Raw genomic sequence first — 25,758 nt, 5'->3', positions numbered from 1 at the left:
CAATGTCAGCCCAGGGCAACAGACACCGGCTTGAAATCTGGCAGCCATTCTTTGCTGTCGAGGGTTACGAAATGGCTGGGTGCACGGGTTTCAATAATGCGCATGGTGGTAGGGCTTTGGCGTGCGCTATCGAGCATGGCCTGTCGATCCAGCAGTCGGTCCACTGCCGGCACCAGGAAGGTGCCATGGCGAATGTGTTGGTATACGTCTGTCTCTGTGCGTTCAATCCACTCGTAGATATTCTCGATGTTGCGAACAATGGTCAGGTGATCGCGGGTGGCGTAAAACAGCTTGCTTAGCAGCTGCTTTTTGCGCGGGTTCATTTTGCCGAAGAACGTTTGGCCGTAGGCAGAGGAGGGCGCGCTGTTAATCAGGCGAATCAGCCAAGGCCACATGCCGTGGCTAACCGGCTCAAGGAGTGCGGAGACCAGCGGGTGAATTTTCCCCTGGGGCAAGGCGGGAGCTTCAAGAACCACTTCAACGTTTTCAAACAAATCGGGCCGCTGTCTAACGGCCTCCAGTGTTACCGCTCCGCCCCGGGAGTGGCCGTGAACTCTGACATTGCGAGTGTTTGGCAGATTCTCCAGTGCTTGGGTCAGAATGCCGGCGTCATACTCAATGGTGCTTTGCGGGTACTTTATTGGCAGTTCCCACTCGGCTGTCTCCGGAGTGATGCCGTTAACCGGAATGTGATAATTGCTGCAGGTGAGCAGAATCAATTCAGTGGTTGGGGCGTTGTAGGTCTGGGTGAAGTAGCAGTGGTTTTCCAGAAAGCCATGTACGCCGATAACGGTTTGCTCTGCTTCGCCACTGTGATTGCGAACAGAAACCGCCCCCTCACCAACGCGATATACGTGCCCTGAGAACATCTCTGAGTAGGCGCTATCAATTGGCTTGATCAGCTTGCGGATATGGTTTGCTTTCATAATGCGTCTCCCTCCCAGCACGTCTACAGCCTGAGCCTGCTTCTGGAATTTGGTCGTTCGACCCTGTTTGCGCTGGTAACCCTTTTGTACTCCCATTCGATCTTGTATTTAGTGGCGCTGGCGGCTCAATCGGTGCCTTGCTATGGCCAATTGGTAACGATCGAAAACTGGTAATAACTATCACATCAAGGCTTATATCCAGTATAGGAGTGAAGGTATGTTCATGTGTATTTTTTTGTAATTTTGCTCTGCTAGCACCTTTGTGGAGCCGGTGATGTATGTCTGGCACAATGCGGATCGCTGATTTTTTTAACTGGCGCATTCTTTAATTCCAGCACGCTTCAATTTCACCACTTCCGGGGACGTTCGGGTTTGAGTCACGAGCAAACGCATCTTATGCTTCCTTCGGACTCAGCCTGGCTGGCTCTGGAGAGTCCTCGAAACCCCATGGCCATCACTGTCATGATGCGGGTGGATGGCCTTACGGCGCCCAGGTTGCGGGAGTTTTTGCGGGTTTACTGGATGGCTTGGGAGCGTTTCCGCTATATGCCCGGAAAACGGGCTCCGGGCTGGCGCTGGGAGCCGGATTCGACTTTCGACCTGAGACATCATCTGGATGTGGTGCTTGAACGCTTCACCGAACCGGCACTTCAGGAATGGGTTTCTGAGCGCCTGAACCAGCCTTGGCCTTTATACCGCCCGTTATGGAAATTCTGGTTGGCACCGAACGCTGAAGGCGGTTCGGTATTGTTGCTTCGAATACATCACTGCTATGCCGACGGCGTATCACTGGCAGGCATTTTCGACCGCTTGTGTTGTGCTTCCCCGCAGCAGCATCCCGCAATATATGGCGCAACGCACAACGCTGACCTATCCCCCTGGATGTCTGCCGCCAAAGAGCGGTTAAGGCAACTGGCTGGCGGTGATGTTGTGGCATCTCCTACGGCCGCCGATAGCCCACAAGCAGGTGAACCGGAAGATCACCTGGAGCAGGCCGGTGCGTTTCTGGATCAGTTGTCCAGCAATGGCTTGAAACTGGTGAACGAAGTCAGTGGCTTTCTGGCAGAACCGGACGATACGCCATCCGACCTCAAGCGCCCGCTGTTGGGTCAGCGCTGTTGTCGGTGGTCTGTGCCTGTGCCACTCGATCGATTCCGCTCGGTTGCCAAGGCGACGAACGTGACCATTAACGACGTTTTGCTCAGCTGTGTAGCGGCAGCGGTTAGGCCCCGCCTTGGTATGTCCGCAGCAAGCCTGGAAGACACCATTATGCATGCCGCGGTTCCCGTGGATATTCGCAATCGCCTTCCAGATGATTTGCAGCCAGAGCCAGACTCCATGGGTAACTACTTCGGAACAGTGTTTGTGCCTTTGCCGGTAGATGGCGAGAGCGCTCTGGAGCGCTTATACCGCATCAAACAGGAAACCCGTCGGCTGAAAAAAAGCTGGCAGCCCGGAATAGCCTGGGGGCTGTCGGCCTGCGCATCTGTCATTCCCGAGGCTCTGCGCCAGCCGCTTTCCGATGTGTTCTATCGCAAAGCCAGCGCGGTGGTTTCGAATGTCATTGGCACTCCGGAAGCCAGATATATTGCGGGCTGTCGAATTACCGAGCAAATGTTCTGGGTGCCCCAGGCCGGAAATATAGGGCTGGGGGTGAGCATTGTGAGCTATGCCGGACAGGTTCAGTTTGGTGTGGTGGCAGACGAAGCTGTATTGGCCGACCCCGCCGCGTTTCTGGAAGACTGTTTGCTGGAGTTGGCGGAATTCCCTGGTGGTTCACCTATTGTTGTTTGAGGTCTACAGTAAGTAGGTAAGCGCGAACGACCGCGTTGTCCTTTATAAACACAACAAGAGGTGACGACCATGATTTACGCACAGCCTGGAAAAGACGGCTCCGTTGTTTCCTTCAAGACCCGCTATGGGAATTACATTGGTGGTGAGTGGGTAGACCCGGTTAAAGGCCAGTACTTTGAAAACATAACGCCGATAACCGGCGACGTTATTTGCGACATTCCCCGCTCTACGACCGAGGATATCGATTTAGCCCTCGATGCCGCACACAAAGCGGCGCCAGCCTGGGGTAAAACCCCGGCGGCAGAGCGCTCCAACATTCTGCTCAAAATTGCGGACCGGATTGAAGCCAACCTGGAAAAACTGGCCATCGCAGAAACCTGGGATAACGGCAAGGCGGTTCGTGAAACCCTTAATGCTGATATTCCGCTTGCGGCTGACCATTTTCGTTATTTCGCTGGCTGTATACGCGCCCAAGAAGGCCATATGGGCGAGATTGATGAAAACACCATAGCCTACCATTTTCATGAGCCTCTCGGGGTTGTTGGCCAGATCATTCCCTGGAATTTCCCTATTTTGATGGCAACCTGGAAGCTGGCACCCTGTCTGGCTGCGGGAAACTGCACAGTGCTAAAACCAGCAGAGCAGACACCTGCCAGCATTCTGGTTTTAATGGACGTGATTGGTGATTTGCTACCGGCGGGTGTAGTCAACATTGTGAACGGTTACGGCATTGAAGCCGGCGAAGCGCTGGCAACCAGCAAACGTATCGCCAAGATTGCCTTTACCGGTTCTACCCCGGTGGGGTCTCACATTCTGAAATGCGCCGCCGAAAACATCATTCCCTCCACGGTTGAGCTGGGTGGCAAGTCGCCCAATATCTATTTCTCTGACGTTATGGAAGGCGAACCGGAATTTGTCGATAAGTGTATCGAAGGCCTGGTTCTGGCGTTCTTCAATCAGGGCGAAGTCTGCACGTGTCCGTCGCGGGCACTGGTACAAGAGGACATGTTTGATACGTTCATGCAGAAGGTGGTTGAGCGCACCAAGGCCATCAAGCGTGGCAACCCGTTGGATACCGATGTGCAGGTGGGCGCCCAGGCCAGTAAAGAGCAGTTCGACAAGATCATGTCTTATCTGGATATTGGCAGGCAGGAAGGTGCCGAGGTGCTCACCGGCGGCGGTACGGAAAGTATAGGCGCTGAATTCGATAACGGCTTTTACATTCAGCCCACGCTGTTCAAGGGTGACAATAAAATGCGTGTGTTCCAGGAAGAAATCTTCGGTCCGGTTGTGGGGGTCACAACCTTCAAAACGGAAGAAGAAGCCCTGGCCATCGCTAATGATACGGAGTATGGCCTTGGCGCCGGCGTCTGGACCCGGGATACCAACCGTGCGTATCGCATGGGGCGCGGTATTCAGGCAGGCAGGGTATGGATGAATTGCTACCACGCGTATCCTGCCCACGCAGCCTTTGGCGGCTACAAGAAGTCGGGTGTTGGCCGTGAAACCCACAAGATGGCGCTAGAGCATTATCAGCAGACCAAGTGCATGCTGACCAGCTACGATATCAATCCGCTGGGCTTTTTCTAGCCCGGTAGTGGCTGGCCGCCTTTTGAGTGAGGTGTGCCAGCCACCTACATTGATGTGTCACCAGCCACCCTGGCGCACAAGCACACAGGAGGATGTATGAGCGAAAATGGAGCTGGAAGCGCAAACAGCCAAACCAGGATAGAAGCCGACAGCCTGGGCGATGTTTATGTGCCCACCTGGGCGCTGTGGGGCGCCCAAACACAGCGCGCCGTTGATAATTTCCCCGTGAGTGGCCAGCCCATGCCGCCCGCTTTCATTAAAGCTGTGGCGCATATCAAACAGGCTGCGGCCGAGGCAAATGCCAGCCTGGGGCTTCTGGATAATGGCCGTTGCGACGCGATTACCGATGCTTGCCAGGAGCTGATCCGCGGTGAGCATGCTGACCAGTTTCCGGTTGATCGGTACCAGACTGGCTCTGGTACCAGCACAAACATGAACGTGAACGAAGTCATCGCGGCCATCGCGGCCAAAAACGGCGTTGAAGTGCACCCTAACGATCATGTGAATATGAGCCAGAGCTCGAACGATGTGATACCCACGGCTATTCATGTGAGCTCGGTCATCGGGGTGCGGGCGCAACTTATACCCGCGTTAACGCATTTGCGCGGGGTTATTTACGAGCGTGAGGCCATGTTTTCGGAGCAGGTTAAAACGGGCCGCACTCATCTCATGGATGCCATGCCCATTACCCTTGGCCAGGAGTTGCGCACATGGCGGGAGCAGATACTGGCGGCGGAAACACGCCTTGATATGGCGGCTGAAGAACTGCTCGCGCTGCCCCAGGGTGGTACAGCCGTAGGCACCGGCGTGAATGCACTGCCGGAGTTTTCTGGTCAGTTTGTGAAATTTCTGAAGGGCAATACCGGTTATTCGTTCCGCTCCCTGGCGCACAAATTTACCGGCCAGAGTGCCGTTGACAGCCCGGTTGCGCTTTCATCCCAACTGCGCGGGCTGGGTATTGTATTTACCAAAATTGCCAATGACCTGCGATGGATGAACAGCGGCCCGATTCACGGGCTTGCGGAGATCAGCCTGCCCGCTTTGCAGCCAGGCAGCAGTATTATGCCGGGTAAAGTGAACCCGGTCATTCCCGAATCTGTGGCCATGGTCGTCGCGCAGATCACAGGGCTGGACAGCGCCAATGCCATAGCAGGGCAGTCCGGCAACTTTCAGCTAAACGTGATGTTGCCCCTTGTGGGTGGCAACCTGCTGGATATGATTGGCCTGCTTGCAAACGCCACCGGCCTGCTGGCTGATAAAGCCATCCGTAACTTTGCTGTTAACACCGAAGCACTGGACGCCGGTGTTCGTCGCAATCCGGTGCTGGTAACAGCTCTTAACCCGGAAATTGGTTACAGTCTGGCTTCGGATATCGCCAAGGAGGCCTACAAAACCGGTCGGCCTGTGATTGACGTGGCTGAAGAGGTCAGCGGACTCAGCCGGGCGCGTTTGGAGGAACTGATGGATCCGCTGAAGCTGACCAGAGGCGGGGTCGACTGAAATAAACGGGCATGGAGCACCGGCTATTGCTGATGATTCTTACGTTGTTTGTGATGCTGGTGCTGGCCAACGGCACGCCAGTTGTTGCCGCAAAGGTGCTTGGGCGCCGCTGGTCGGCGCCTGTGGATGCCGGTCGGCACTGGTTTGATGGTCGCCCGCTGTTTGGTAAGAGCAAGACCTGGCGAGGCGTTGTTTCCGGAGCACTGTGCTGCGCGTTGTTTGCGCTGGCTATCGGACACGGGTTTGTGTTCGGGTTGCTGTTTGGCCTGCTCGCTTTAGCCGGCGACCTGCTTAGCAGCTTTATAAAGCGCCGGCTGGAGTTAAAACCCAGTGCGCGTATGCCATGGCTGGATCAAGTACCCGAGGCGGCGCTTCCTGTATTTTATGCCCTGGAAAAAGGGCTGGTTGGTGCGTGGGAAGCGCTGGCGCTTGTGGTGTGTTTTACACTCTCCAATATGTGGATATCGCCTCTGCTGTATCGCTTGGGTATTCGCAATCAACCTCATTGAGGCTGGTTGCGGGTCAAGGTGTGAATCGTCACTTCTGGCGGGCAGTTCAATCGCACATTGACCACAGACGTACCTGCGCCGGGTGAGGTGTATCCCTGCATGCCGTTTGCCTGCCAGTAACCACGGCCAAGATGGCGTGGGCAGTCTGCATCCAGTGTGAGCGGAATGCCCCCCGGCAAGCAGATTTGGCCACCGTGGGTATGGCCGCATAGAAACATGTGATAACCGGCGTGGGAGGCTTCTCGCCATATTTCAGGCGTATGACTGAGTAGAAGGCTGATGCCGCCTCGGGGGATATTGTCGCCTGCACGGTGCAGGTTGTGGGCTTTGTAGAAGTGCGGATCATCCACGCCAGCGAGATAGAAATGCTCGCCGCTTCTTTCTATAGGAACCATCTCATTCATCAGCAGCGAATACCCCATGTCTTCCAGAGCCGGCACCATACGCACGCTGTCGTGGTTGCCGAGCACGGCGTAGGCTGGGCCCCGAATGGCCGCACGCAGCCGCGCCATGCCTTCGAGTGCCGCTTCAACCGGCCCCCGGGTCTCTTTGCGGTAATCACCGGTGAGTACGCACAGGTCATAATCCAGCGGGGATATCGTTCGTATAACTGCCTGTAGGTTGGCTTCGTCCATATCCACGTGTAAATCCGTAAGATGCAGGATACGAAAGCCTTCGAAGTTTATCGGCAGGCCAGACAAGTGAAACTGGTTGTGTGCTGTACTCAGGCGTCGGCTGTTTTTCTGCCCGCGGCTGTGCAGCCCCGCCAATCTCAGGCAAAAACGGATAAACCCGGGGGCCGACGTTGGGTTCTGAATACGAAACGATGGCGTATCCTGGCTAAGCATTCGAGCCTCGGTTTCGCGCTCAATACCCAGGCGCTGGCGCGCGTGAACAGGCCCCAGCCGCAGGCTCAGGCGGTGCTCGAGAAGCTCATCCTGGTGTTCGGGTGTGCGGTCCGGTGAGGTCATCTGCGTTCCTTTGGTTCGGGCCGAACTTGTGCATCCGGTTTGCTGCTACCTTTGCACATTATGCTAGGCAACAGAGGGGATGCAACCTGACGAGTTAACAGCCACAATTGTAATGTGTAGACATTTTTATGTAGCGGAGGTCATCATGACATCATCTTGCAGTATTCCTGGCCTGAACGTGGCCCGCAGTCGTTTTCCCGAGCCCGAGCAGGATCTGCCAGCGGAAGAGGGCGAACAGAGAGTCGTTCTTGCCGGCGGGTGCTTCTGGTGCGTAGAGGCTGTGCTGATCGCGATGGATGGCGTTGCCCGCGTGGAATCCGGCTACGCTGGCGGGTCGCCGGAAACAGCCAACTACGAGGCCGTGTGCACCGGCACAACTGGCCATGCAGAGGCTGTGGATGTGCACTATGACCCCGCCCGGGTGAGCTTTGGCGAATTACTGAGGGTGTTTTTTTCGGTAGCCCACGATCCAACTCAGCTGAATCGACAAGGCAATGACCGGGGTAAGCAATACCGCTCTGCCGTGTTTTATGAAACCCTGGAGCAAAAGCGCGTAGTAGAATCCTATATTCGCCAACTGACTGAGGCAGGCGTTTTCTCTGATCCTGTTGTCACTACTCTTGAGCCGTTAGAGGCGTTTTATTCGGCCGAGGCGCAGCACCAGAATTTTGCTGCCAGGAATCCCGGTCAGCCATACATCATGGCGGTGGCAGCCCCAAAAGTGGAAAAACTGATTGATGGTTTCAGTGACCGGCTCAAGCCGGAGTACACTGGTGCCGACACTAATTCAAAAGCCAGCTCCTGATTTGATTGCGCGGAAAAGCTGGCCTGAGGAGATGAATAATGAGCCGTTCTGCTGCAGGTTATGATGTAACGCCTTTAACCGAGGCACAGATAGAAGAAAAGGCCGCCAGCCTGACACCTGAAGAGCGCCAGATATTGCTGGATCATGGCACGGAACATCCATTCTGTGGCACGTTACTGGACAACAAGCTGGCGGGTGTTTACCACTGCCGGCTTTGCGACCTGCCTTTGTTCAGTTCAAATGCAAAGTTTGATTCAGGTACCGGTTGGCCCAGCTTCTTTCAGCCATTCGACAAGGAACACATCCGTTATATTGAAGATACAAGCATGGGTATGGCGCGCACAGAAGTGCGCTGTGTTCGCTGTGAAAGCCACCTTGGCCATGTGTTTCCAGACGGACCTCCGCCCACCGGTCAACGCTATTGCCTGAACTCCATTGCCCTGGCTTTTCAGGAAAACAGCTGAGCGATACAGTTGTGGCTGTCAGCTGGTGCTGGCCGCCACAACTGTCGACAAGAGGTAGCCGGTGTAAGCCACATAAACCAGTAGCAAAACAGCACCATCAAACCGGCTGATCAATTTGCGCCACCCTGTCGCCCCGAAGCCCATAGCCAACAGGCCAACAGTTAGCGCCAGCATTAGCGTCCAATCCCGGTATAACACCTCTGAGGCAACCGCCATAGGCTCGATAACCGCAGCCAGACCAACGACGGCAAGCGTGTTGAAAAGGCCTGAACCAAGGATGTTGCCCAGAATAAGATCGTGCTCATTTTTACGCACCGCCGCCATAGCTGCGGCCAGCTCTGGCAAGGATGTGCCAATGGCCACGATGGTTAAGCCAATCACCAGGTCACTCACTCCCAAGCTCTGGGCAATGGTCACGGCGCCCCAAACCAGTAAGCGAGAGCTGACTATCAGTAAAACAAGGCCAACCACCAGCCACATGATGGCGACTTTCATCGACATGAGATCGCTTGTGAGCTGCACATCTGATTCGTCTGCCAGGGCACTTTCCTTGCCGCGCATACCCTGAAAAATCGACCAGCCCATGACTGCTGCAAACACGCCCAGAAGCACCCAGCCATCCAGTCGTGAGAGCTCGCCATCCAGTAGTTGTGAGCCAGCTATTAAAGTGAGCACCACAAGCAGGGGCAGCTCCTTTCGAAGCACTTGAGAGTGGACCGCGATAGGTGCAATAACGGCCGTAAGGCCCACAATTAACGCGATATTTGTAATGTTGGAGCCGTAGCCGTTGCCGAGGGCCAGCCCGGGGTTACCATCCGCTGCCGCCATGGCTGAAACCGCCAGCTCCGGAGCTGAGGTGCCAAACCCGATAATGACCATGCCAATGAGCAAGGTAGGCATGCCCAGGTGTTTAGCGGTGGCTGCAGCGCCCTCTACGAACTTGTCGGCACTCCAGACCAGCAATATAAGGCCGGCGATGATTGCGCCAATAGCCATTACCATAAATACACCTCAGTCAGAATGTGTTTTTCGTAAGGCGCCGACCAAAAACCTTGGGTCATAAGGTGTCTGGCGCCAGAAAGGAGTGCAAGATACCGCAAATGGCCCGTTGAGGTCAGCCCTTTTAAGAGGAAGTGGTATCATCACCGGCTGGCAAAGGCATGACACTGAAGTTGCGACGATTCTGCGAGGTAAAGAAGGGAAGGTTTGCGGTACCTTGCTGCTCCATGTGCGGACTATTACTTATAACCCAATGGACGATACAGTTCGTATGCTAATCAAATAGCCGCTAAATTAAGATTTAAGCCGCGAATCTATCCATCGCAACGCTGATCGCATTTTATTATTTCTGCAAAAATCCGGATAATTGCGGGCACATTCAAAACGGGTGCACACGGCATCGCTTTATACCTTGCGAATTGCCGGTACCGACAGACCCTTCCGCTGATCGTGGAGGGGTTAAAGGCTCAAACTAGCTAAGGTGAAGAACCAATGGCCGCTAAACAGGCAGACGTAGTTCTGGTCGGGGGGGGCGTCATGAGCGCGACTCTCGGCATGATGCTAACGCAACTGGATCCGTCCATGAAAATCGTCATGTTGGAGCGCCTGGATCAGGTTGCACATGAAAGCACCGATGGATGGAACAACGCAGGCACCGGGCACGCAGGGTATTGCGAGCTGAATTACACGCCGCAGACAGAAGACGGTGATGTAGCCATTGAGCGTGCGTTACAGATTAATGCGCAATACGAGGTTTCCCTGCAATTCTGGTCCCACCTGGTAGAGCAGGGTATGTTGCCCGAGCCGGCCAGGTTTATTAACCGCACGCCACACCAAAGCTTTGTTTGGGGTGAAGACGATGTGGCATTTCTTAAGCGCCGCCATGAGCGCATGAGTGCCCATCACCTTTTTCGCGATATGGAGTATACGGAATCACCGCATGAGCTGGAGCAGTGGTTGCCGCTTATTGTTGAGGGTCGGGACCCAATGCAGAGAGTGGCCGCAACGCGTATCCGCCATGGTTCGGATGTGGATTTTGGTTCTCTGACCCGAAACATGGTTAAGTATCTGCAAACTCAGCCCAACTTTGAGTTAATGTTGGATAGCCCGGTGCACTATATAGATCAGCGCGATAATGGGCGCTGGAAGGTCCGGGTAAAAAACCAGAAGACCGGCGAGCAAACCAAGCTGGAAAGCGGGTTTGTTTTTCTTGGCGCTGGCGGTGGGGCACTGCCGCTGCTGCAAAAATCCGGGATCAGTGAAGCCCGTGGCTATGGCGGTTTTCCGGTCAGTGGTCAGTGGCTGGTATGTCGCAAGCCCGACGTCGTGGAAAAACACCACGCCAAAGTTTATGGCAAGGCACCCATTGGTGCGCCACCCATGTCTGTGCCTCACCTGGATACCCGTATTATCAATGGCGAGCCGGCGTTGTTGTTTGGCCCGTTTGCAGGCTTTACCACTCGCTTCCTCAAGCAAGGGTCTATTTTTGATTTGTTCGGCTCAGTGCGCACAACCAACCTCAAACCAATGCTGTCGGTAAGCAAAAGCAACATGGATCTTACCCGCTATCTGATTGGTGAGGTATTTCAGTCGCAAAGTGATCGTGTGAAGGCACTGCGTAACTTCTTTCCCGAAGCTGAGGAGAAGAACTGGGAGCTGCGCAATGCTGGCCAGCGGGTTCAGATCATCAAGCAGGCTGAAGGTGGCGGTGGAAAACTGGAATTCGGCACCGAAATTGTGGCTGCAAAAGACGGCACGCTGGCGGCCTTGCTGGGCGCGTCACCGGGCGCGTCTACCGCCGCTAATGCGATGATCAGCGTGATTGAGCGTTGTTTCCCGGAGAAAGTCCAGACAGCTCAGTGGCAGGAGCGCATGAAGGTAATGGTGCCTTCTTACGGTCAGTCATTGGTAGACGACGAAGCGCTGTTGACGAAGGTTCGCAAAAGAACGCTTTCTACTTTGAAATTGGGCTGATCTCCCGATCAAAAGTCAAACTACCTCTGCGCACTCTTAGCTCGGCCCTGAAGCACTGTGAGCATTGTCGTTAAAACCGATGTTCGCAGTGTTTGTTGCTTTTCATACCCTAATGATATTTGCGATTCCTATATATCGGCGTAGGGTTTGAAGAACAATCCGAAACAAGGAGAGAGCCTGTGGGAAAGCACAAATACAATCCTGATAAGGGGTATGTTGCGTTTCTTGGTTGGAGCCTCAACGCCGTAGAAGCGGCTGACAAGTTTGATCGCCGCTATGTGGTCGTAGCGCCGGATTGGGCCGAACCCTACTGCAAAGAGCACGATATCCCCTACGTGCCGTGGAATTTTGAACGCTTAAACGATCGGTCTTTTGAAATTGCCCAAACCCTCAAGGATATGGGTGTGAACGTTTCTATTCCATTGTTTGAAGAAACGGTGGAGTGGGCTGGTGCGATTAACTCGGTGCTCCTGGACAAGCCGCGACTGTTTGGCCAGGCGATGCTGCTGCGCGACAAGGCTTTGATGAAGCGCCGTGCCCAGCTTGGTGGTATACGGGTAGGTATTTTCGAGGAGGCTCACGATAAAGGCGACGTCGTCCGTTTTCTGAAGCGGGTCAACCAGACCCTGCTCAAGCTAGACGGCGATCCCAACGACCCGATTCACCTGAAAGCCTTTGATAAGGCCGGTTGTCTTGGTCATCGGGTTATCCGTACCCCCGACGAAGTGGATACCATCCCCGAAGAAGAGTTCCCCGTGTTGATGGAGTCCCACCTGGATGGTTGGGAATTTGCGGTGGAAGCCTGGGTTCATAATGGCAAGATCGCATTTTTGAATATTTCCGAGTATGTCACGCTGGGTTACTCTGTTTTTGTACCCGCGACACCCGATCTTGAGAAATACCGTGACCAGATTCGAGGCGAAATCGAAAAACTGATCAAAACGTTCGACATTGATTTCGGCTTTTTGCACCCGGAGTACTTTGTAACCAGCGATAGCACCATGTACTTCGGTGAAGTGGCGTATCGACCACCAGGGTTTAAAGTGTTTGAATTACTTGAGAGAGCTTATGGCTTTAACGCCTATCAAGGTCTGATTCTCGCCTTCGATCCAAAAAGTACGCCTGAAGAAGTTGCAGCGTTCTTTCCGAAAGAGGTGGTGGATGCCAAGGGCTACGCAGGCTGCTTTGGTGTGTATCCACGGCGCCGCGTTGTCAGCAAGTTGGAAATTCCTGAAGAAACCGAGAATCACGAGTACTTTGAATCTCACGAGCTTACGTCGCCACTTGAGGAAACTGTCACCAAGCGAACGGCATTTGGCACCCATTGGGGGCTAGTGTATTTCTTTGGTGAAGATCCATATGTAATGCGCGACCTGCTGAAGCATCAGGAAGATGTCGATTTCTATATATAATCGGGCGTTGTATTACATCAAACGGGTTTGGTGCAGGCCCTGAGGAATATCGTTTGAACGATCATCAATCGGGCAATGCCGTACCGGCAGTGAGTTTGGACAAACTGGCACAGAGGCTGGATGACGCAATTCTGGCCTTGGAGGAAAGCAGATCTTTTGCAAAGGTCGGCAAGCTTCCACGTGTGTTTGACCTTATTCGCAGAATTCTGTTGCAGCCAGAAGGGTGTGCGGTGGTTGAAGCGCGTGCCGAGCGCCTGGAAACTGCGGGTCTCTTTGATGGCACAGACTGGGCCGAACCTGCCATTTTGCTGCCTTCTTTGACCACCCAGGCGTTGCAAAGCCAGAACGCAGATACAGTGGTTATTGAGGCGGCCAGCGAATTACGTTTGCTCGCCGTTGCCCGGGGAGCCTATCTGCATCCCACTGTGTCGGCTGAGCAGGCGCGTCATTACCTCACTCAGGTGCTTGCGATAAACCTGGGGCTGCTTTTTGGCATGACCGGTGAAGCCGAACGTGAGCAGGGCAGGCTGGCACTTATAAGCCAGCATGTTGTGCAGCATGTGGCTCACCATATCGGTTATGAACACGTGATCGACAGCTTGATTGAGGAAATCTGGCGAATTTTGCAGCAGCGGCCTATCCAGGTCGCTGATGTGCGCAAAATGATTACCCAGATCGCGATCTGCAGAGCTGAGCCAGACGCAGACCTTGGCAGTGCCGGGCGCGGCGCTGACAGGCTTATCTCCAGTCTGTATGGCCCAACGCGAGGGAGCAGTGAAGACCCGGGCACTGTGGTCTACGAGCAGCGTCTGGAGACCATGGACTCGCAAACCCTGCAAAACGAAGCCACTGGCTTTGCCCGCTCCATGCACGACACCGGCCTGGTGTCGCCGTATCACGCCAGCTTCGTGCGTTACATAATGGAGGGCCAGGATAACTTGCTCGGTGAAGCACTGGGGCTTTCCAGTACCGGCCGGGATTGCCTGATGTGCTATCGCGAACTGGTGCATGAGTTGATTGCTGAGGGAGTGTTTCCCGAGACAGCCCAAGGTATTTACGGCCTGGCGCTGATGCTTGAACGGGGCATTCTCTATCAACCACCTCTGGCGCCCGCACTCTGGCGCCAGGCTCGGCTGAACCTGTGTCCGGAGGCCCGCGAGCGCCTGCAAATTGCTAATGGTTACCAGCCGCAGGCTGGCGCCTGGCTGATTCAGGGTGTACTGAACATGTTGGGGCAGCCACTGGGTGTTGGTCAGGGTAATAACCCGACTTGCCAATCGGCCAGAGCGCTGTCCATGTGGGCGTATAATGACCCTGATTATCTACTGCAGATGGTCGCCTGGGCGGCCAGGGATAACGAAATTATTATGCATTTTGAGGGGCAGCCGGTGTCTTCGGCCCATAGCCTTGGCGGCGTTGCTTCTGAAGTTGCCTTTGATTTGGATCCGGTCTCATTGGTTGTGGTGCCACACCTTGACCGGATCTATGCCGAAATGGGCCGAATGTGTATCGGCCGTGAAGGAGATCCACACAGATGGGTAAACCCGGAATTCCACGGCTGGTCTGCCGGTCGGGGCTTCGCCATTAACGTGGATGTGGCTACGGGTAATCTGAGTGACCTCGAAGGCTTTATTCGCCACTTCTATGCCAGCTACCATCCTTACTACAATGGCAACCAGCCTCTCATACATCCTCAGCCAGCAGGCGTTGCAGTCACGGACAGAGCCGCACGGTTTATTGGCTGGCATGCCATTACCATGCTTCGGGCAGCCCTGGATCCCGAAGGCGAGATGCGCGTGTATTTCTACAACCCTAATAACGACAGTGGTCAGAGCTGGGGCGATGACATTAACGTGAGTACGGAAGGCTGCGGTGAAAGGTTCGGTGAGGCGTCTTTGCCATTCGAGCAGTTTACATCCCGGCTGTATATTTTCCATTTTGATCCGCTTGAGCGAGGCGAACCTGCCGAAGTCGGTGAAGAAGAGCTGCAACGGGTTATGGACCGGGTGTATCGAAGCTGGGGAGCAAATCGCTTGCCTGCAACCGGATTGCAGGCGGAGCCGCCCCTGTCCGAATAGGCTCGCTGCGGCAGACGGTCCTGGCCTGGTACGAGAAAGCGTAACAAGCCGACAGTTACGCTGGCGCAGCGCCTCTGAGCATGGCATGCAGCAGTTCATGGGCGTCAAACTTGGTAAGCGCCTCATTGGCGCCTACCTGGTTGGCGTAACTCAGGCTCATCTCACTGTTCAGGGATGTATGCAGAATGATGTAAGGCTGCTTCAGTTCGGCATTGTCCCGCACATCGAATGTCAGCTCGTAGCCATCCAGCCCCGGCATTTCAATATCGCTTACCAAAAGATCAACGGGCCGGCCGAGTTCGTTGTCCTTCAGCAATACCTGCAACGCCTCGTCACCGCTTGCCGTGACCTGATAGGGGATGTCCTTGTCGTCCAGAACATCGCTCAATTGCTTGCGGGCAACCCGGGAGTCGTCCACTAGCAGAATGTTCAGGGCTTTGAGGGTTTCGCTCTGAACATCCGTGAGTGCGACTTCTCCCGAGTCCAGTGAATCCGGGTACACGTTCGCCAGCAACATTTCCACATCCATAAGCTGCACTGTATCGCCTTCAACATCCAGCAAGCCGGTTATAAAGGCTCTGTCCCCCAGTGCTTTGGGTGGCGTTTGCACCTTTTTCCAGTCCGTTTCTATAATCCTTTCTACACCACGCACGATAAAACCGATTTCCCGACGCTGCACATCGGTGATCATAATCGAAGCTGTCGTTAGCTCTTCCGTCGTTAAAGCCGGATAACCAACCGCAGCAGCCATATCGATTACCGGCAAAGCGGTGCCTCTGAAACTGAGGGTTCCGGCAACAGCCGGGTGGCTGTGAGGTAGTTTGGCCAGGGCCCTGAAGGGCAGTATTTCACGGATCTTCAGGGTGCCTATCCCAAATAGCCGGGTGCCAGACAAACGGAACAAAAGAAGTTTCTGGGATTGTTTAGCCTTGCTGGACATAACGCCGGGTCCTTCTAACTTGATATCTCACGAAGATAGCAAGCTTACCTGCTGTAATCATCCGATAAAATGAAAACGTTGTACCAAGCAAGGCTTATTTGGTGGTCATTTAAAAACACAGTGCTCAATCGTTGTCGTTTGTACCGGCATCTGCGCGTTGGCATGAGTGGTCAGAAGCTTCTATCAGCTACACAGGCTATGCAGGCATTTGTGCTAGAGAGGTTGCGGTAGGAAGGGGAGTGACGTTGCGGAAACTTCTCGTTGTAAACTCACCTCTCCCGCAAAAGCAGAGTGCTTTCGGAGAGAGGGAGTCAGCGAGTTTAGCCTTTTTGCGGTTCTGGCAGCTGAGCTATCAGATTCTGCTCGCGAGCCATGGCATAGGCTGCTTTAGGGCCAAGCCACAGAGACGGCAGAATGATAAACGACACAGGTATGGCGGTTACCACGATAAACTGCTGAAGCGCACCGATTTGCCCGGCCCCCATAGACAGAAGAACGCCTGCGGTAACGGCCATGGCAATGCCCCAGAATGCACGAACAAAGGTGTTCGGCTGGTCGTGGCCTGAGCTTACAACGGCAATGGAGTAGCTCATGGAGTCGCCGGTGGTGGCTACGAAGATCGTTGTCAGTACCAAAATGGCCAGAGCCATAAAGCTACCGCCAGGCAAGGCCTGGGCAACGGTGAGGGTGGCTACATCGAATTGGAAGTTGTTCAGGGCTTCGGCCAGGTCGATGGCACCGGTCATCTGATAAAAGATGCCGGAGCCGCCCAACAGTGTGAACCACATGGTGGTCGCGATAGGCGCCATAACAGCCACCGCCAAAATCATTTCCCGAATGCTTCTGCCGCGGGAGATGCGAGCCACAAAAATCGCCATCAGTGGGGCATAGCCAATAAACCAGGCAAAGAAGAACACTGTCCACCACTGCATCCACCAGGCGGGTGCGGTATCCGCTGTCATTGTGGCCATTTCCATGAACGAAGACACGTATTGCCCCATGCTCTGGAAATAAGTGTTGGTCAGGTACAGAGTAGGTCCGAAGATATAAATAATGGCGGCAACGGCCAATGCCAAAAACACGTTCATCCGGCTCAGGAACTGAATGCCGCGGTGAAGCCCGCTAACGGCCGAAGTGACATAGATAACCGCCAAACCAACCAGAATGGCCATTTGCAAGGTTAGCCCGTCGGTCAGACCGAACAGCTCACTGAGCCCAAAGCTCATTTGGGTGGCCAAAAAACCAATAGGGCCAACGGTGCCGGCAACAATGGCGATCACACAGCAGGCATCGACCACACTGCCCAGCCAGCCGCTCATCACGCGCTCGCCGAATACCGGGTAAAGCAATGTTCTGGGTTGTAGCGGCTTGCCCTGCACATAGTGCGCGTGTGCCAGAACAATGGCCGTTAAGGTGCCCAGAACAGCCCAGGCCAGAAAGCCCCAATGCATAAACGATTGGGCCAAGGCGTGAGACACAGCTTCGGCGGTGCCTGGCTCAGAGCTATAGGCGGGTGGCGTTACAACAAAGTGATAAACTGGCTCGCCGGCGGCAAAAAACACGCCGCCGCCTGCCAGCAGCGTACACAGAATGATCGACATCCAGCGGAACGTGCTCATTTCCGGTTTGTCCAGGTTTCCTATTTTAGCTTTGGCGGCAGGCGTACAGGCTAAGGCAATGGCAATGAAGAATGTGGCCAGCAGGAGCATTTGAAAGTAGGTGCCAAACACCTTGGCTGTCCAGGCGAAGCTGGTGCTGACAAGCGATGCGACGCCTTCGAGATCGAACAGAGAAAAGCCAACGAACAGCACCACAAAACCAACGCTGAGCGTAAGTACTACCGGATCACCAAGCTGGGCTATGGAGTAATCTCCCCCACGCTTGAGATTGTCATTCTTCATAAAACTACCCTTGCGCCCAGGCGCATCTATTATTCAAGGGGCGCGACCTTGCCACAAAAGCGACACTACTACCAACGCAGCGAGCTATTTCCAGATCAGAGGAAACCAGGCAATGGCAGGCTGGTAGCCAGCGACACTTGCCCAGCTTCTGTCTTCGGCAGCCACTCGATGAATCGCTTTGAGGTAGTCTAGATCGTAAGGAGGGGAACAGAACTCGATTGTATCGGCGTTAACATTGGAAATATCCCGCTCTGCCGCGTGAAGGAGCTCGCCATCCCTTATGTTTAGAAGGTTGACTAAAACATCTGAGTTTTCGTAGCAGTAGCTGTCGTTGCCGGCGCCATACTTGTCAAGCACACGTCATAGCCAGCTTTTTGTATTTCTGGATTAGTATGGACTTGCTTGACCCTGAGCTATTTTCACTGACCTGAAAGCCCTCCAGACGCATGCTGGCTTGATAGTTAGCCATTCTGGTTCTTCTGACATGTGCCGCCTTCTGCTCATTTGAAGGCATGCTGGCGTCTGAATTTTGAGCCATAGCGAAATAACCCCTCATTGGTCAGGTAAATTTGATCCGTTTCGGCGTGATCGCGGAATTGAAAGAAGCTCTAATTGGTCACGCTTCATTATATCAGTTTTTCAAAGCCTTACCATTAAGGCGAGAAATACGTCCCATAGACAAAGGCGGGAGCCGGTTTCAAGTAACACAGAGCCACAGCGAGCCACAGAGGAAAATAAAAGATTTTGAGCAGTGGGGTGGCATCACTTTCAAAATTGGACAAGGAGGGAGCTTTTCTCCGACTTGGCCATTTGGTGGAGTCGACACAAAAGCATCCGCCCATAAACGAAAAAAGCCCCTCAAATTAGGGGCTTAATTCGGTTTGGTTGGTGGAGACGGCGGGAATTGAACCCGCGTCCGCCGGCACTCTGCCTCGAGATCTACATGCTTAGTGTCCTTCTATTAATTTAATCTCAAACGACCCGAAGGTCAGGGTGTAAGAGACGAGTTCTTTAAATCTTAGCCGTTAAACAGTGAACTCTGGTTAACGGAGCATCCCGTAAGCGATGACGTCCTGAGATGTAGCTCTGGGCTACGGGCGACCCAGTCAGGACGACTAACAGGCCCTTAGGCCGCTAGTGCGTAGTTTTCGTCGTTTGCGACTATTAACGTGCAGCTTTGGATTTACGAGATTGGCTGCCATCTCGACATGCACCCAAGGGTTTGCAACCAGCGTCGAAGCCATGTCGTCCCCTTGTATGTCTAGTATATGCGGCCCCGGTCGACAAACTCAAGGTCTGACTCGCTTTGTTTTCAGAGACTGGTCTCAGGAGGCGTTGTTTTCTCGCATAATGCGTTGTTTCTGGCGATTCCAGTCGCGCTCTTTCTCGGTAGCGCGCTTATCGAACATCTTCTTGCCCTTCACAAGAGCAATTTCACATTTAACTTTGTTGCGCTTCCAGTACAGCGCCATGGGTACGCACGTTTGGCCTGCCTGGCTGGTTTCGCCGATCAGCTTGGCCAGTTCTTTGGCGTGCAGTAGCAGCTTTCGGGTTCGGGTCGGGTCAGCAATAACGTGAGTAGACGCCTCGGTAAGAGGTTGAAAATGGCCACCCAGCAGGAAGGCTTCACCATCTTTCAGTAGCACATAGGCGTCTGTTATCTGAGCTTTGCCCGCGCGCAGCGATTTTACTTCCCAGCCAAGCAAAACCATGCCGGCTTCAAAGCGTTGCTCTATATGATATTCGTGTTTCGCCTTCTTGTTCAGGGCGATGGTACTGCTCGGCGTACCGGGTTTTTTCTTGCTCATGAATCAGTTATCCGAGTTCGGACGAATGAACGGGCCGGCCAGGCGCGGGCCGGAAAAACATCCATTGTAGCTCAGGACTACCAGACCGGTCACGAAATCAACTTTAAAGGTGCAGTTGGCTCGTGTGTGAATGAGGCCTTCGGCTACAATACGAGCTTCGACACTTTTCAGGGGCGAAAATGCCGACGCCGTACCAGACACCTATCGGGTCGTTTACCCGTAAATCAACCTTTTTCTGGGCTGCAGTGGGCGCAACCGTGGGGTTAGCTAACCTTTGGCAGTTTCCTTACCTGGCCAGCATTCATGGTGGTGGCCTGTTTGTTCTCCTGTATCTGAGTTGTCTTTTGCTGGTCACGTTGCCTTTAATGGTGACCGAGGCGGTAGTTGGGCGTTATGCACGCCATGGCATTGTTTTAGCGATGGATGATTTGATTCGCCGCGCAAAATGCTCGAGGGCCTGGATGGCCGTGGGTCGGTTCAGCATTTTGGGTGCTTTTCTAGTGTTGTCGTTTACCGCGGTCTTTGGCGCCATTGCTCTGGCTTATGTGTTTTTTGGTGCAAAGGGGCAGTTTTCTGCCGCGGGCCAGGCAAAGGTCACTGGGGTTCTTGCCGGGTTGGTTTCTGATCCAAGAGAAGTTCGCGAGTTCATGGGCTGGCATGCGTTCTTTTTGGCAATGGTGCTGTGGGTTTCCGGGCAGGGTGTGGCCGGTGGTCTTGAACGTGCGTTCAGAATTGTCGTGCCGGGCACGCTGGTGCTTTTGCTTACGCTTTTCGGGTTTGCTGCCTGGTATGGCGGGATTGATGGCGCGGTTGGGCAGATACTTCAGATGCGCCCCCGGGAACTTTCGTGGGCCAGTCTTAGTGCGGCTTTGTTTCACGCCTTTTACACCCTGGGTCTGGGTGTTGGCGTGTGGGCCATTCTGGGCTCATATACCACGTCAGACACTCAGCTTAAGCGGTCTGTTCTCGCCGTTGTTTTGATCGACACGCTGGTTGCAATTTTGGCAGGGTTGATGATTTTTTCAGTGACGATGGAGGCAAATACGTTTGAGAGCCTGCGTGGGTTCGGTCTGCTGTTTGTTTCACTTCCGCTTGCGCTTGCCGAGTTCCCTGCAAGCCAGTTTGTTATCGCCATCGTGTTTGCCATCGTGGTTATGATTGTGTGGGCAACGTCGCTGGCGCTGCTGGAGCCAATTGTTGGCTGGTTTCGCGAGTGGACAGGCGCGCCCCGCGGGTTGTCTGTATTTTTGGTGGGATTTGTCGTTTGGCTCGCCGGCTTGGCTTCTCTGTTTTCGTTCAATGTGTGGGCCGAATTTCGTGTGGGCGGTGCTACGGGATTTCGTTGGCTTGAGCTGGTAACCGGTGGGCTGATGATCCCGCTGGTGGCGACTTTATTAGCCCTGTTTACTGGCTGGTGCCTTACCCGAAACCTCTCAAAAACGATGGTTGGGGGCGCACCCGGGCTTTTTATTGCAATTTGGTTTTGGGTTATGCGTTTGGTTTTGCCTTTGGTTGTTGCGTATATCGGTATTCACTATACGGCTGCCTCGTTGGTTGGGCTGTGCAAAAATGGAAATGATGTATTTTGGTGCCAGCCTACCGCAGGAGCGGACGTTCGAGAGGGTGGCAGGGCCACCCCCAAGGCCGGAGACAATGAGCCAGAAGAGCTGGTTCCGGCAGACCCGCTGCCTGCAAGTGGTCATGGTGAGTAGCAATTGCCTCCCGAAAGTGCCCCTAAAGAAGACGATATCCTTTATCATAGCGTCTGATTACGACCATGCAGGCACTTCAAAAGTCTGTATTCGGTTTTAAAGTAGGTTTGTAAGCAGGACAATCGTTTCCGATGCCCCATCAGATTAATAAAACAGCCTTGGTTATGCATTCAGCCGAGCGCATGTTTCACTTGGTCAATGACATTGCCCGTTACCCCGAGTTCCTTCCCTGGTGTGCGGGTGCAGAGGTTCACCAGCAAAACCCCGATCAAATCATGGCTTCATTGGACATAGCTAAAGGCGGAGTGCGTCATACGCTTACCACCCGCAACCAGCTGCTAACGCCAGAAGCTATTGATATGAGCCTGGTGGACGGGCCATTTCGCAACCTTTCAGGTCGTTGGCGTTTCAAGGCGCTGGATGAACATGCATGCAAAGTCATTTTAACGCTCGAGTTTGAGTTTTCGGGTGCTTTGTCGCGTATGACCTTCGGGCCTGTCTTTAATCAGGCAGCGACAACGATGGTCGATGCGTTCTGCCGTCGGGCTGATGATATCTATAGGGGAGGCGCCTGATGCCGCAAGTGGAAGTGGCTTATGCTCGGCCAGATAAACAGGAGATTGTGTCTGTGCAGGTACCAGAAGGCGCGACAGCGGTTGACGCTGTAAAACTGTCAGGTATCGTCGCGATCTTCCCCGAGATTGATGTTGAATCAATCGATATGGGCATATTTGGCAAAGCCATTAAAAAACCCGCGAGTCACGAGTTGCGTGATGGGGATAGGGTAGAGTTGTATCGGCCGCTTAAGATTGACCCGAAACAGGCACGCCTGAATCGGGCCAAAAAGAAATCCTGACCGTCTCAGCTCAGTAGGCCGGGGTTTCTTCCAGTAGCTGGGCTTCGTGGTGAGAATAGAGATCATCCTTGTAATGCACAATGATTCGTTGCTCTTCAATGTCACCGCCGCGGCGCTGGAATGTATAAACGTAGTATTCGCGAGAGCTGTCAACCGGATTTAGCATCAAAGGGGTGCCAAGCAAGGCCTGAACCTGGCTGCGGGGCATTCCTTCGTTGAGTTTGGTCAGCTCTTCATCGGTAACAATATTGCCTTGCTGAACGTTGATCTTGTAAACGCCAGGGAAAGCACAACCGGATAGAACCAGGGTGAGTATGAGAGCTGTGAGCTTTTGCATCGCCGGAGGAAATCCTCTATCTTGAAATCGCCTGCCAAGGGCAGGTGTGGCACGGGTTAACCGTTAAAAGGCGGCTTCATCATACCGGAAGCCGTGAGGCACACCAAAGAGTGAATCGTAACATGTCATCTGAAAACGCCGAATTACGAAAAGTCGGTCTTAAAGTTACTCTGCCAAGAGTGAAAATTTTCAACATCTTGGAGAATGCTAAGGATCACCACCTCAGTGCTGAGGATGTGTACAAGCGGCTTCTTGATCAAGGCGATGATGTGGGGCTGGCTACTGTGTACCGGGTGCTCACTCAATTCGAGACAGCGGGGCTGGTGTTGCGCCATAACTTTGAAGGCGGCCATGCCGTATTCGAGATGGCGGGCGAGGATCATCACGATCATATGGTTTGTACCCAGACGGGCCAGGTAATTGAATTTGTTGATGATGTAATCGAAGAGCGCCAACAGAAAATAGCAAAAGAGCACGGCTACGAAATTGTTGAGCACAGCCTGATTCTCTACGTTAAGCCTATTAAGCCGTAAGCAAGCTGCATTAATAACGGAATAAAAAAGGGGGCAGGCCGTAAAGCCTGCCCCAACAGCTCTCAGGGTCGAGAGGGGGAAGTGGTAATTGTCATCAGGTCAGTGATGGGTTGCCTGCCCTTTGGAAAACATTTCTGTTGCGTGGGCAATGGTGTGTTCAGTCATGTCTACGCCGCCCAACATTCTCGCAACCTCGCCAATTCTGCCTTGATCATCCAGAGATTCGATTTTCGAGAAGGTTGTATCCTGTTGCGTGAACTTGCTGACAAATAAGTGTTGATGGCATTGGGCTGCCACTTGTGGCAAATGGGTTACGCAAATAACCTGGCCGTTACTTCCCAGTGAGCGCAGTAGTTTGCCAACCACCTCAGCGGTGCCACCGCCAATCCCCACATCCACTTCGTCGAAAATGAGGGTAGGGGTGGTCGATGTCTGCGCAACGACTACTTGAATCGCCAAGCTGATCCGTGAAAGTTCGCCGCCGGAAGCCACTTTGGCCAAAGGCCTTGCGGGTTGCCCCGGATTTGCGCTGACCAGAAACTCGATTTCTTCCAGTCCGTGCGGCGCCGGCTCATTTTGGCCGCTGCGATTCAGGTGTGTGACAAACTGAACCGACGGCATGCTTAGTTGTGCCAGCTCGCCGGCAATGCGTTGGTCCAGTTCGCCCGCGGCTCTGGTCCGGACATCTGAAAGTTTGCCGGCCAGTTCATTAAAGCTTTTGAGCTGGCACTTCAGTTCGTCTTCCAGTTTCTCCAGGCTGCCTTCGCCACCGTCCAGCTCTGCCAGTTCGGCGCTTTGCCTTGCGTGAAACTCCGGCAGCGTCTCCGGGCTAATGCGATGTTTGCGGGCCATTTGGTATATGGCGCTGAGCCTGTCTTCAACCTCTGACAGGCGTGCCGGGTCTGCTTCATAGTCGTCGACAAAGTGACGTAGGTTGTCACCGGCTTCGCTGATTTGTATCTGGGCTTCGCTCAGCATTTGAATGGTGTCGGCCAGTGCGGAGACTTCGACCGGAAGTTGTTCCAGGTGCTGCAGTGCTTGCCGTACCAGCCCGGCGGCACTGGTTTCATTTTCGGTGCTCAGCAGCGCGGCCTGGTGGCTGCTATGAAGTATCGCATCGGCCTGACTCAGTTGCGCTTGTTCCTGCTCAAGAAGCTCTTGCTCGCCGGCCTCAAGCGCCAGGCGGTCAAGTTCTTCTACCTGGTAGCGCAGCAATTGCAGTCTGGCTTCAGATTCTTCTGCGTTTTGCTGGCGTTCACTGAGTTTTGTGCGGGTTTGGTTCCATGCCTTCCAGGCATCGCGGGTTTGGCTGGCAAGCTCTTCGGCACCCGCAAATTCATCGATCAGCTTGCGGTGGGTTTCTTTGCGTAGCAGCGATTGATGCTGGTGTTGACTGTGAATATCCATCAGCAACCCGCCCAGATCTTTCAGGTGGGCGAGAGGGCAGGGTTGGCCGTTGATGTATGCTCGCGACCGCCCGTCTTTGCTGATTGCCCGGCGCAGGATGCAATCGTTGTCGTCATCCAGTTCATGGCTTTCCAGCCATTGCCGCGCTTCCGCAATGCCGGAGACATCGAATGTGGCGGTAATATCTGCACGTTTGGCCCCATAGCGCACGGCGCCTGCATCGGCACGTCCCCCCATGGCGAGCCCCAAAGCGTCGAGCACAATGGATTTGCCGGCACCGGTTTCGCCTGTGAGTGCGGTCATGCCCTTATTGAATTGCAGTTCGACTCTTTCGGCAATTGCGTAGTTGGAAACGGTGAGCTGTGTGAGCATGCAGATAACCTCCGCCTTTTAAAAATACTGTGCATTCATACAGTCACTGTGAATGTATACAGGGTTTTTCGGGTTTGCAAGTGCCCTGGTGCAAATTTATTCAGCGATGCACGCTTTGGTGGTTGAAACCTGACTGGCAAGCCCCATATCCGTTCGCAATAACGTTCTTCCGGCACCGCGTGGCCGGAGCCCAAGTTCAACTGGTCGCGTTTTAGCCGACCACCGGAGATCTGGCAGGAGTAGTCATGAGCACCGACGAAAACCGCAATGAACAGGTAGATGAGTTAAATGAAGCCGTTGAGGCGTCTGCGGAAGACGAGCAGGAAGTTGAGCAAGATGAGGTTTCTGAAGTGGAAGCGCTGAGTGCGCAACTTCAGGACTCCCAGGAGCAAATGCTGCGATTCCAGGCAGAGATGCAGAACGTGCGCCGCCGCGCAGAGATGGATGTTGAGAAAGCCCATAAGTTTGCGCTGGAAAAGTTCGTGAAAGAGCTGCTGCCGGTAGCAGATAGCCTGGAAAAAGCGGTTGAGAGCACCGAGGGCCAGGAAGATGCAGGTGAACTGGTGGCTTCTATTCGTCAGGGCGTTGAGATGACACTGAATCTGTTCGTGTCGAGCCTTAAGAAGTTTAATGTAGAGCCGCTGAACCCGGTGGGCGAGCCATTTGATCCCCAGCAACACGAAGCCATGTCTATGGTGCCGGCCCCGGATTCCGAGCCGAACAGCGTGGTTGCGGTGGTTCAAAAAGGCTATTTGTTAAACGGGCGTGTGGTGCGGCCAGCAATGGTCATGGTTGCTAAAGCTCAGGATGCACCAAAAGTTGACGAGCAGGCTTGAAATATCAGCGAAAGCGCCAATATAGCCATTAAAC

At 54.0% G+C, this 25,758-nt stretch carries 24 protein-coding genes and 1 other RNA gene; 14 read left to right on the top strand and 11 right to left on the bottom strand.

The window, feature by feature from the left end; translation table 11 throughout:
- Positions 1-5: 5 nt before the first annotated feature.
- A complete protein-coding gene (locus ACTHYN_RS01010; RefSeq protein WP_441810626.1) occupies positions 6-926 on the bottom strand; it encodes an alpha/beta fold hydrolase in 921 nt (306 codons plus the stop codon).
- A gap of 396 nt (positions 927-1,322) precedes the next feature.
- On the opposite strand from ACTHYN_RS01010, the gene ACTHYN_RS01005 reads away from it, so the two are divergent.
- From ACTHYN_RS01005 to ACTHYN_RS00990, 4 genes are all read left to right on the top strand, one after another.
- Positions 1,323-2,720, top strand: a complete 1,398-nt coding sequence (locus ACTHYN_RS01005) for a WS/DGAT domain-containing protein (protein ID WP_441810625.1) — start codon at positions 1,323-1,325, stop codon at positions 2,718-2,720.
- 69 nt (positions 2,721-2,789) lie between these two features.
- The gene (exaC, locus tag ACTHYN_RS01000) at positions 2,790-4,310 is read left to right on the top strand and encodes an acetaldehyde dehydrogenase ExaC (RefSeq protein ID WP_441810624.1); all 1,521 of its coding nucleotides are present in this window, start codon (positions 2,790-2,792) and stop codon (positions 4,308-4,310) included.
- A 96-nt stretch (positions 4,311-4,406) separates the two neighbouring features.
- A complete protein-coding gene (locus ACTHYN_RS00995) occupies positions 4,407-5,810 on the top strand; it encodes a class II fumarate hydratase (RefSeq protein WP_441810623.1) in 1,404 nt (467 codons plus the stop codon).
- Positions 5,811-5,842: 32 nt separating this feature from the next.
- Positions 5,843-6,319 carry a CDP-archaeol synthase gene (locus tag ACTHYN_RS00990; RefSeq protein ID WP_441810726.1) on the top strand — a complete coding sequence of 159 codons (477 nt, stop codon included), beginning with the start codon at positions 5,843-5,845 and terminating at the stop codon, positions 6,317-6,319.
- On the opposite strand, the gene ACTHYN_RS00985 is transcribed toward ACTHYN_RS00990, so the two are convergent.
- Positions 6,313-7,290 carry a metallophosphoesterase gene (locus tag ACTHYN_RS00985; protein WP_441810622.1) on the bottom strand — a complete coding sequence of 326 codons (978 nt, stop codon included), beginning with the start codon at positions 7,288-7,290 and terminating at the stop codon, positions 6,313-6,315. The genes ACTHYN_RS00990 and ACTHYN_RS00985 overlap by 7 nt on opposite strands.
- A gap of 145 nt (positions 7,291-7,435) precedes the next feature.
- On the opposite strand from ACTHYN_RS00985, the gene msrA reads away from it, so the two are divergent.
- Both msrA and msrB read left to right on the top strand, forming a co-directional pair.
- Positions 7,436-8,095 (top strand): peptide-methionine (S)-S-oxide reductase MsrA, encoded by a 660-nt coding sequence (msrA, locus tag ACTHYN_RS00980; RefSeq protein ID WP_441810621.1) that lies wholly within the window; start codon positions 7,436-7,438, stop codon positions 8,093-8,095.
- A gap of 38 nt (positions 8,096-8,133) precedes the next feature.
- Positions 8,134-8,559, top strand: coding sequence for a peptide-methionine (R)-S-oxide reductase MsrB (gene msrB / locus ACTHYN_RS00975; protein ID WP_441810620.1), 426 nt, complete (start codon positions 8,134-8,136; stop codon positions 8,557-8,559).
- Between the two features lie 18 nt (positions 8,560-8,577).
- Here the strand turns inward: msrB and ACTHYN_RS00970 are convergent, their stop codons facing one another.
- A complete protein-coding gene (locus ACTHYN_RS00970) occupies positions 8,578-9,561 on the bottom strand; it encodes a calcium/sodium antiporter (protein WP_441810619.1) in 984 nt (327 codons plus the stop codon).
- Between the two features lie 489 nt (positions 9,562-10,050).
- Between ACTHYN_RS00970 and mqo the strand changes: the two genes are divergently transcribed.
- The 3 genes from mqo to ACTHYN_RS00955 all read left to right on the top strand — a co-directional run bounded on the left by mqo (position 10,051) and on the right by ACTHYN_RS00955 (position 15,022).
- Positions 10,051-11,532 (top strand): malate dehydrogenase (quinone), encoded by a 1,482-nt coding sequence (gene mqo / locus ACTHYN_RS00965; RefSeq protein ID WP_441810618.1) that lies wholly within the window; start codon positions 10,051-10,053, stop codon positions 11,530-11,532.
- A 179-nt stretch (positions 11,533-11,711) separates the two neighbouring features.
- A complete protein-coding gene (locus ACTHYN_RS00960; protein ID WP_441810617.1) occupies positions 11,712-12,944 on the top strand; it encodes an ATP-grasp domain-containing protein in 1,233 nt (410 codons plus the stop codon).
- Between the two features lie 53 nt (positions 12,945-12,997).
- A complete protein-coding gene (locus ACTHYN_RS00955) occupies positions 12,998-15,022 on the top strand; it encodes a hypothetical protein (protein ID WP_441810616.1) in 2,025 nt (674 codons plus the stop codon).
- A 55-nt stretch (positions 15,023-15,077) separates the two neighbouring features.
- Here ACTHYN_RS00955 and ACTHYN_RS00950 read toward each other — a convergent pair whose 3' ends face one another.
- The 6 genes from ACTHYN_RS00950 to smpB all read right to left on the bottom strand — a co-directional run bounded on the left by ACTHYN_RS00950 (position 15,078) and on the right by smpB (position 19,671).
- Positions 15,078-15,962, bottom strand: coding sequence for a chemotaxis protein (locus ACTHYN_RS00950; RefSeq protein ID WP_441810615.1), 885 nt, complete (start codon positions 15,960-15,962; stop codon positions 15,078-15,080).
- A gap of 320 nt (positions 15,963-16,282) precedes the next feature.
- Entirely contained in the window at positions 16,283-17,863 is a 1,581-nt protein-coding gene (locus ACTHYN_RS00945) for a BCCT family transporter (RefSeq protein ID WP_441810614.1), read from the bottom strand.
- A gap of 84 nt (positions 17,864-17,947) precedes the next feature.
- Positions 17,948-18,220, bottom strand: coding sequence for a hypothetical protein (locus ACTHYN_RS00940; RefSeq protein ID WP_441810613.1), 273 nt, complete (start codon positions 18,218-18,220; stop codon positions 17,948-17,950).
- A complete protein-coding gene (locus ACTHYN_RS00935) occupies positions 18,213-18,377 on the bottom strand; it encodes a YhfG family protein (protein WP_441810725.1) in 165 nt (54 codons plus the stop codon). The genes ACTHYN_RS00940 and ACTHYN_RS00935 overlap by 8 nt, the downstream gene beginning before the upstream one ends.
- Before the next feature lie 372 nt (positions 18,378-18,749).
- Positions 18,750-19,116, bottom strand: a transfer-messenger RNA (tmRNA) gene (gene ssrA / locus ACTHYN_RS00930).
- 72 nt (positions 19,117-19,188) lie between these two features.
- The gene (gene smpB, locus ACTHYN_RS00925; RefSeq protein WP_441810612.1) at positions 19,189-19,671 is read right to left on the bottom strand and encodes an SsrA-binding protein SmpB; all 483 of its coding nucleotides are present in this window, start codon (positions 19,669-19,671) and stop codon (positions 19,189-19,191) included.
- A 179-nt stretch (positions 19,672-19,850) separates the two neighbouring features.
- Here smpB and ACTHYN_RS00920 point away from each other — a divergent pair, with 179 nt between their 5' ends.
- The 3 genes from ACTHYN_RS00920 to ACTHYN_RS00910 all read left to right on the top strand — a co-directional run bounded on the left by ACTHYN_RS00920 (position 19,851) and on the right by ACTHYN_RS00910 (position 22,239).
- Positions 19,851-21,383: a sodium-dependent transporter gene (locus tag ACTHYN_RS00920; protein WP_441810611.1), complete on the top strand. Its 1,533-nt coding sequence runs from the start codon at positions 19,851-19,853 to the stop codon at positions 21,381-21,383.
- 131 nt (positions 21,384-21,514) lie between these two features.
- On the top strand, positions 21,515-21,958 hold the full coding sequence (locus ACTHYN_RS00915) for a type II toxin-antitoxin system RatA family toxin (RefSeq protein WP_441810610.1): 444 nt from the start codon (positions 21,515-21,517) through the stop codon (positions 21,956-21,958).
- Positions 21,958-22,239, top strand: a complete 282-nt coding sequence (locus tag ACTHYN_RS00910) for an RnfH family protein (RefSeq protein WP_441810609.1) — start codon at positions 21,958-21,960, stop codon at positions 22,237-22,239. The genes ACTHYN_RS00915 and ACTHYN_RS00910 overlap by 1 nt, the downstream gene beginning before the upstream one ends.
- Before the next feature lie 10 nt (positions 22,240-22,249).
- On the opposite strand, the gene ACTHYN_RS00905 is transcribed toward ACTHYN_RS00910, so the two are convergent.
- Positions 22,250-22,576, bottom strand: a complete 327-nt coding sequence (locus tag ACTHYN_RS00905; RefSeq protein WP_441810608.1) for an outer membrane protein assembly factor BamE — start codon at positions 22,574-22,576, stop codon at positions 22,250-22,252.
- A gap of 122 nt (positions 22,577-22,698) precedes the next feature.
- Between ACTHYN_RS00905 and fur the strand changes: the two genes are divergently transcribed.
- Positions 22,699-23,109 carry a ferric iron uptake transcriptional regulator gene (gene fur / locus ACTHYN_RS00900; protein ID WP_441810607.1) on the top strand — a complete coding sequence of 137 codons (411 nt, stop codon included), beginning with the start codon at positions 22,699-22,701 and terminating at the stop codon, positions 23,107-23,109.
- A 99-nt stretch (positions 23,110-23,208) separates the two neighbouring features.
- On the opposite strand, the gene recN is transcribed toward fur, so the two are convergent.
- Positions 23,209-24,888 carry a DNA repair protein RecN gene (gene recN, locus ACTHYN_RS00895; protein WP_441810606.1) on the bottom strand — a complete coding sequence of 560 codons (1,680 nt, stop codon included), beginning with the start codon at positions 24,886-24,888 and terminating at the stop codon, positions 23,209-23,211.
- Between the two features lie 245 nt (positions 24,889-25,133).
- Between recN and grpE the strand changes: the two genes are divergently transcribed.
- Entirely contained in the window at positions 25,134-25,724 is a 591-nt protein-coding gene (grpE, locus tag ACTHYN_RS00890; RefSeq protein WP_441810605.1) for a nucleotide exchange factor GrpE, read from the top strand.
- The last annotated feature ends 34 nt before the right edge of the window (positions 25,725-25,758 follow it).

It is taken from the genome of Marinobacter sp. (genome assembly GCF_052091845.1).
GTDB lineage: Bacteria > Pseudomonadota > Gammaproteobacteria > Pseudomonadales > Oleiphilaceae > Marinobacter.
Note: the sequence above shows the minus strand (reverse complement) of the source record. Positions and strands in the feature narration are given on the sequence as shown.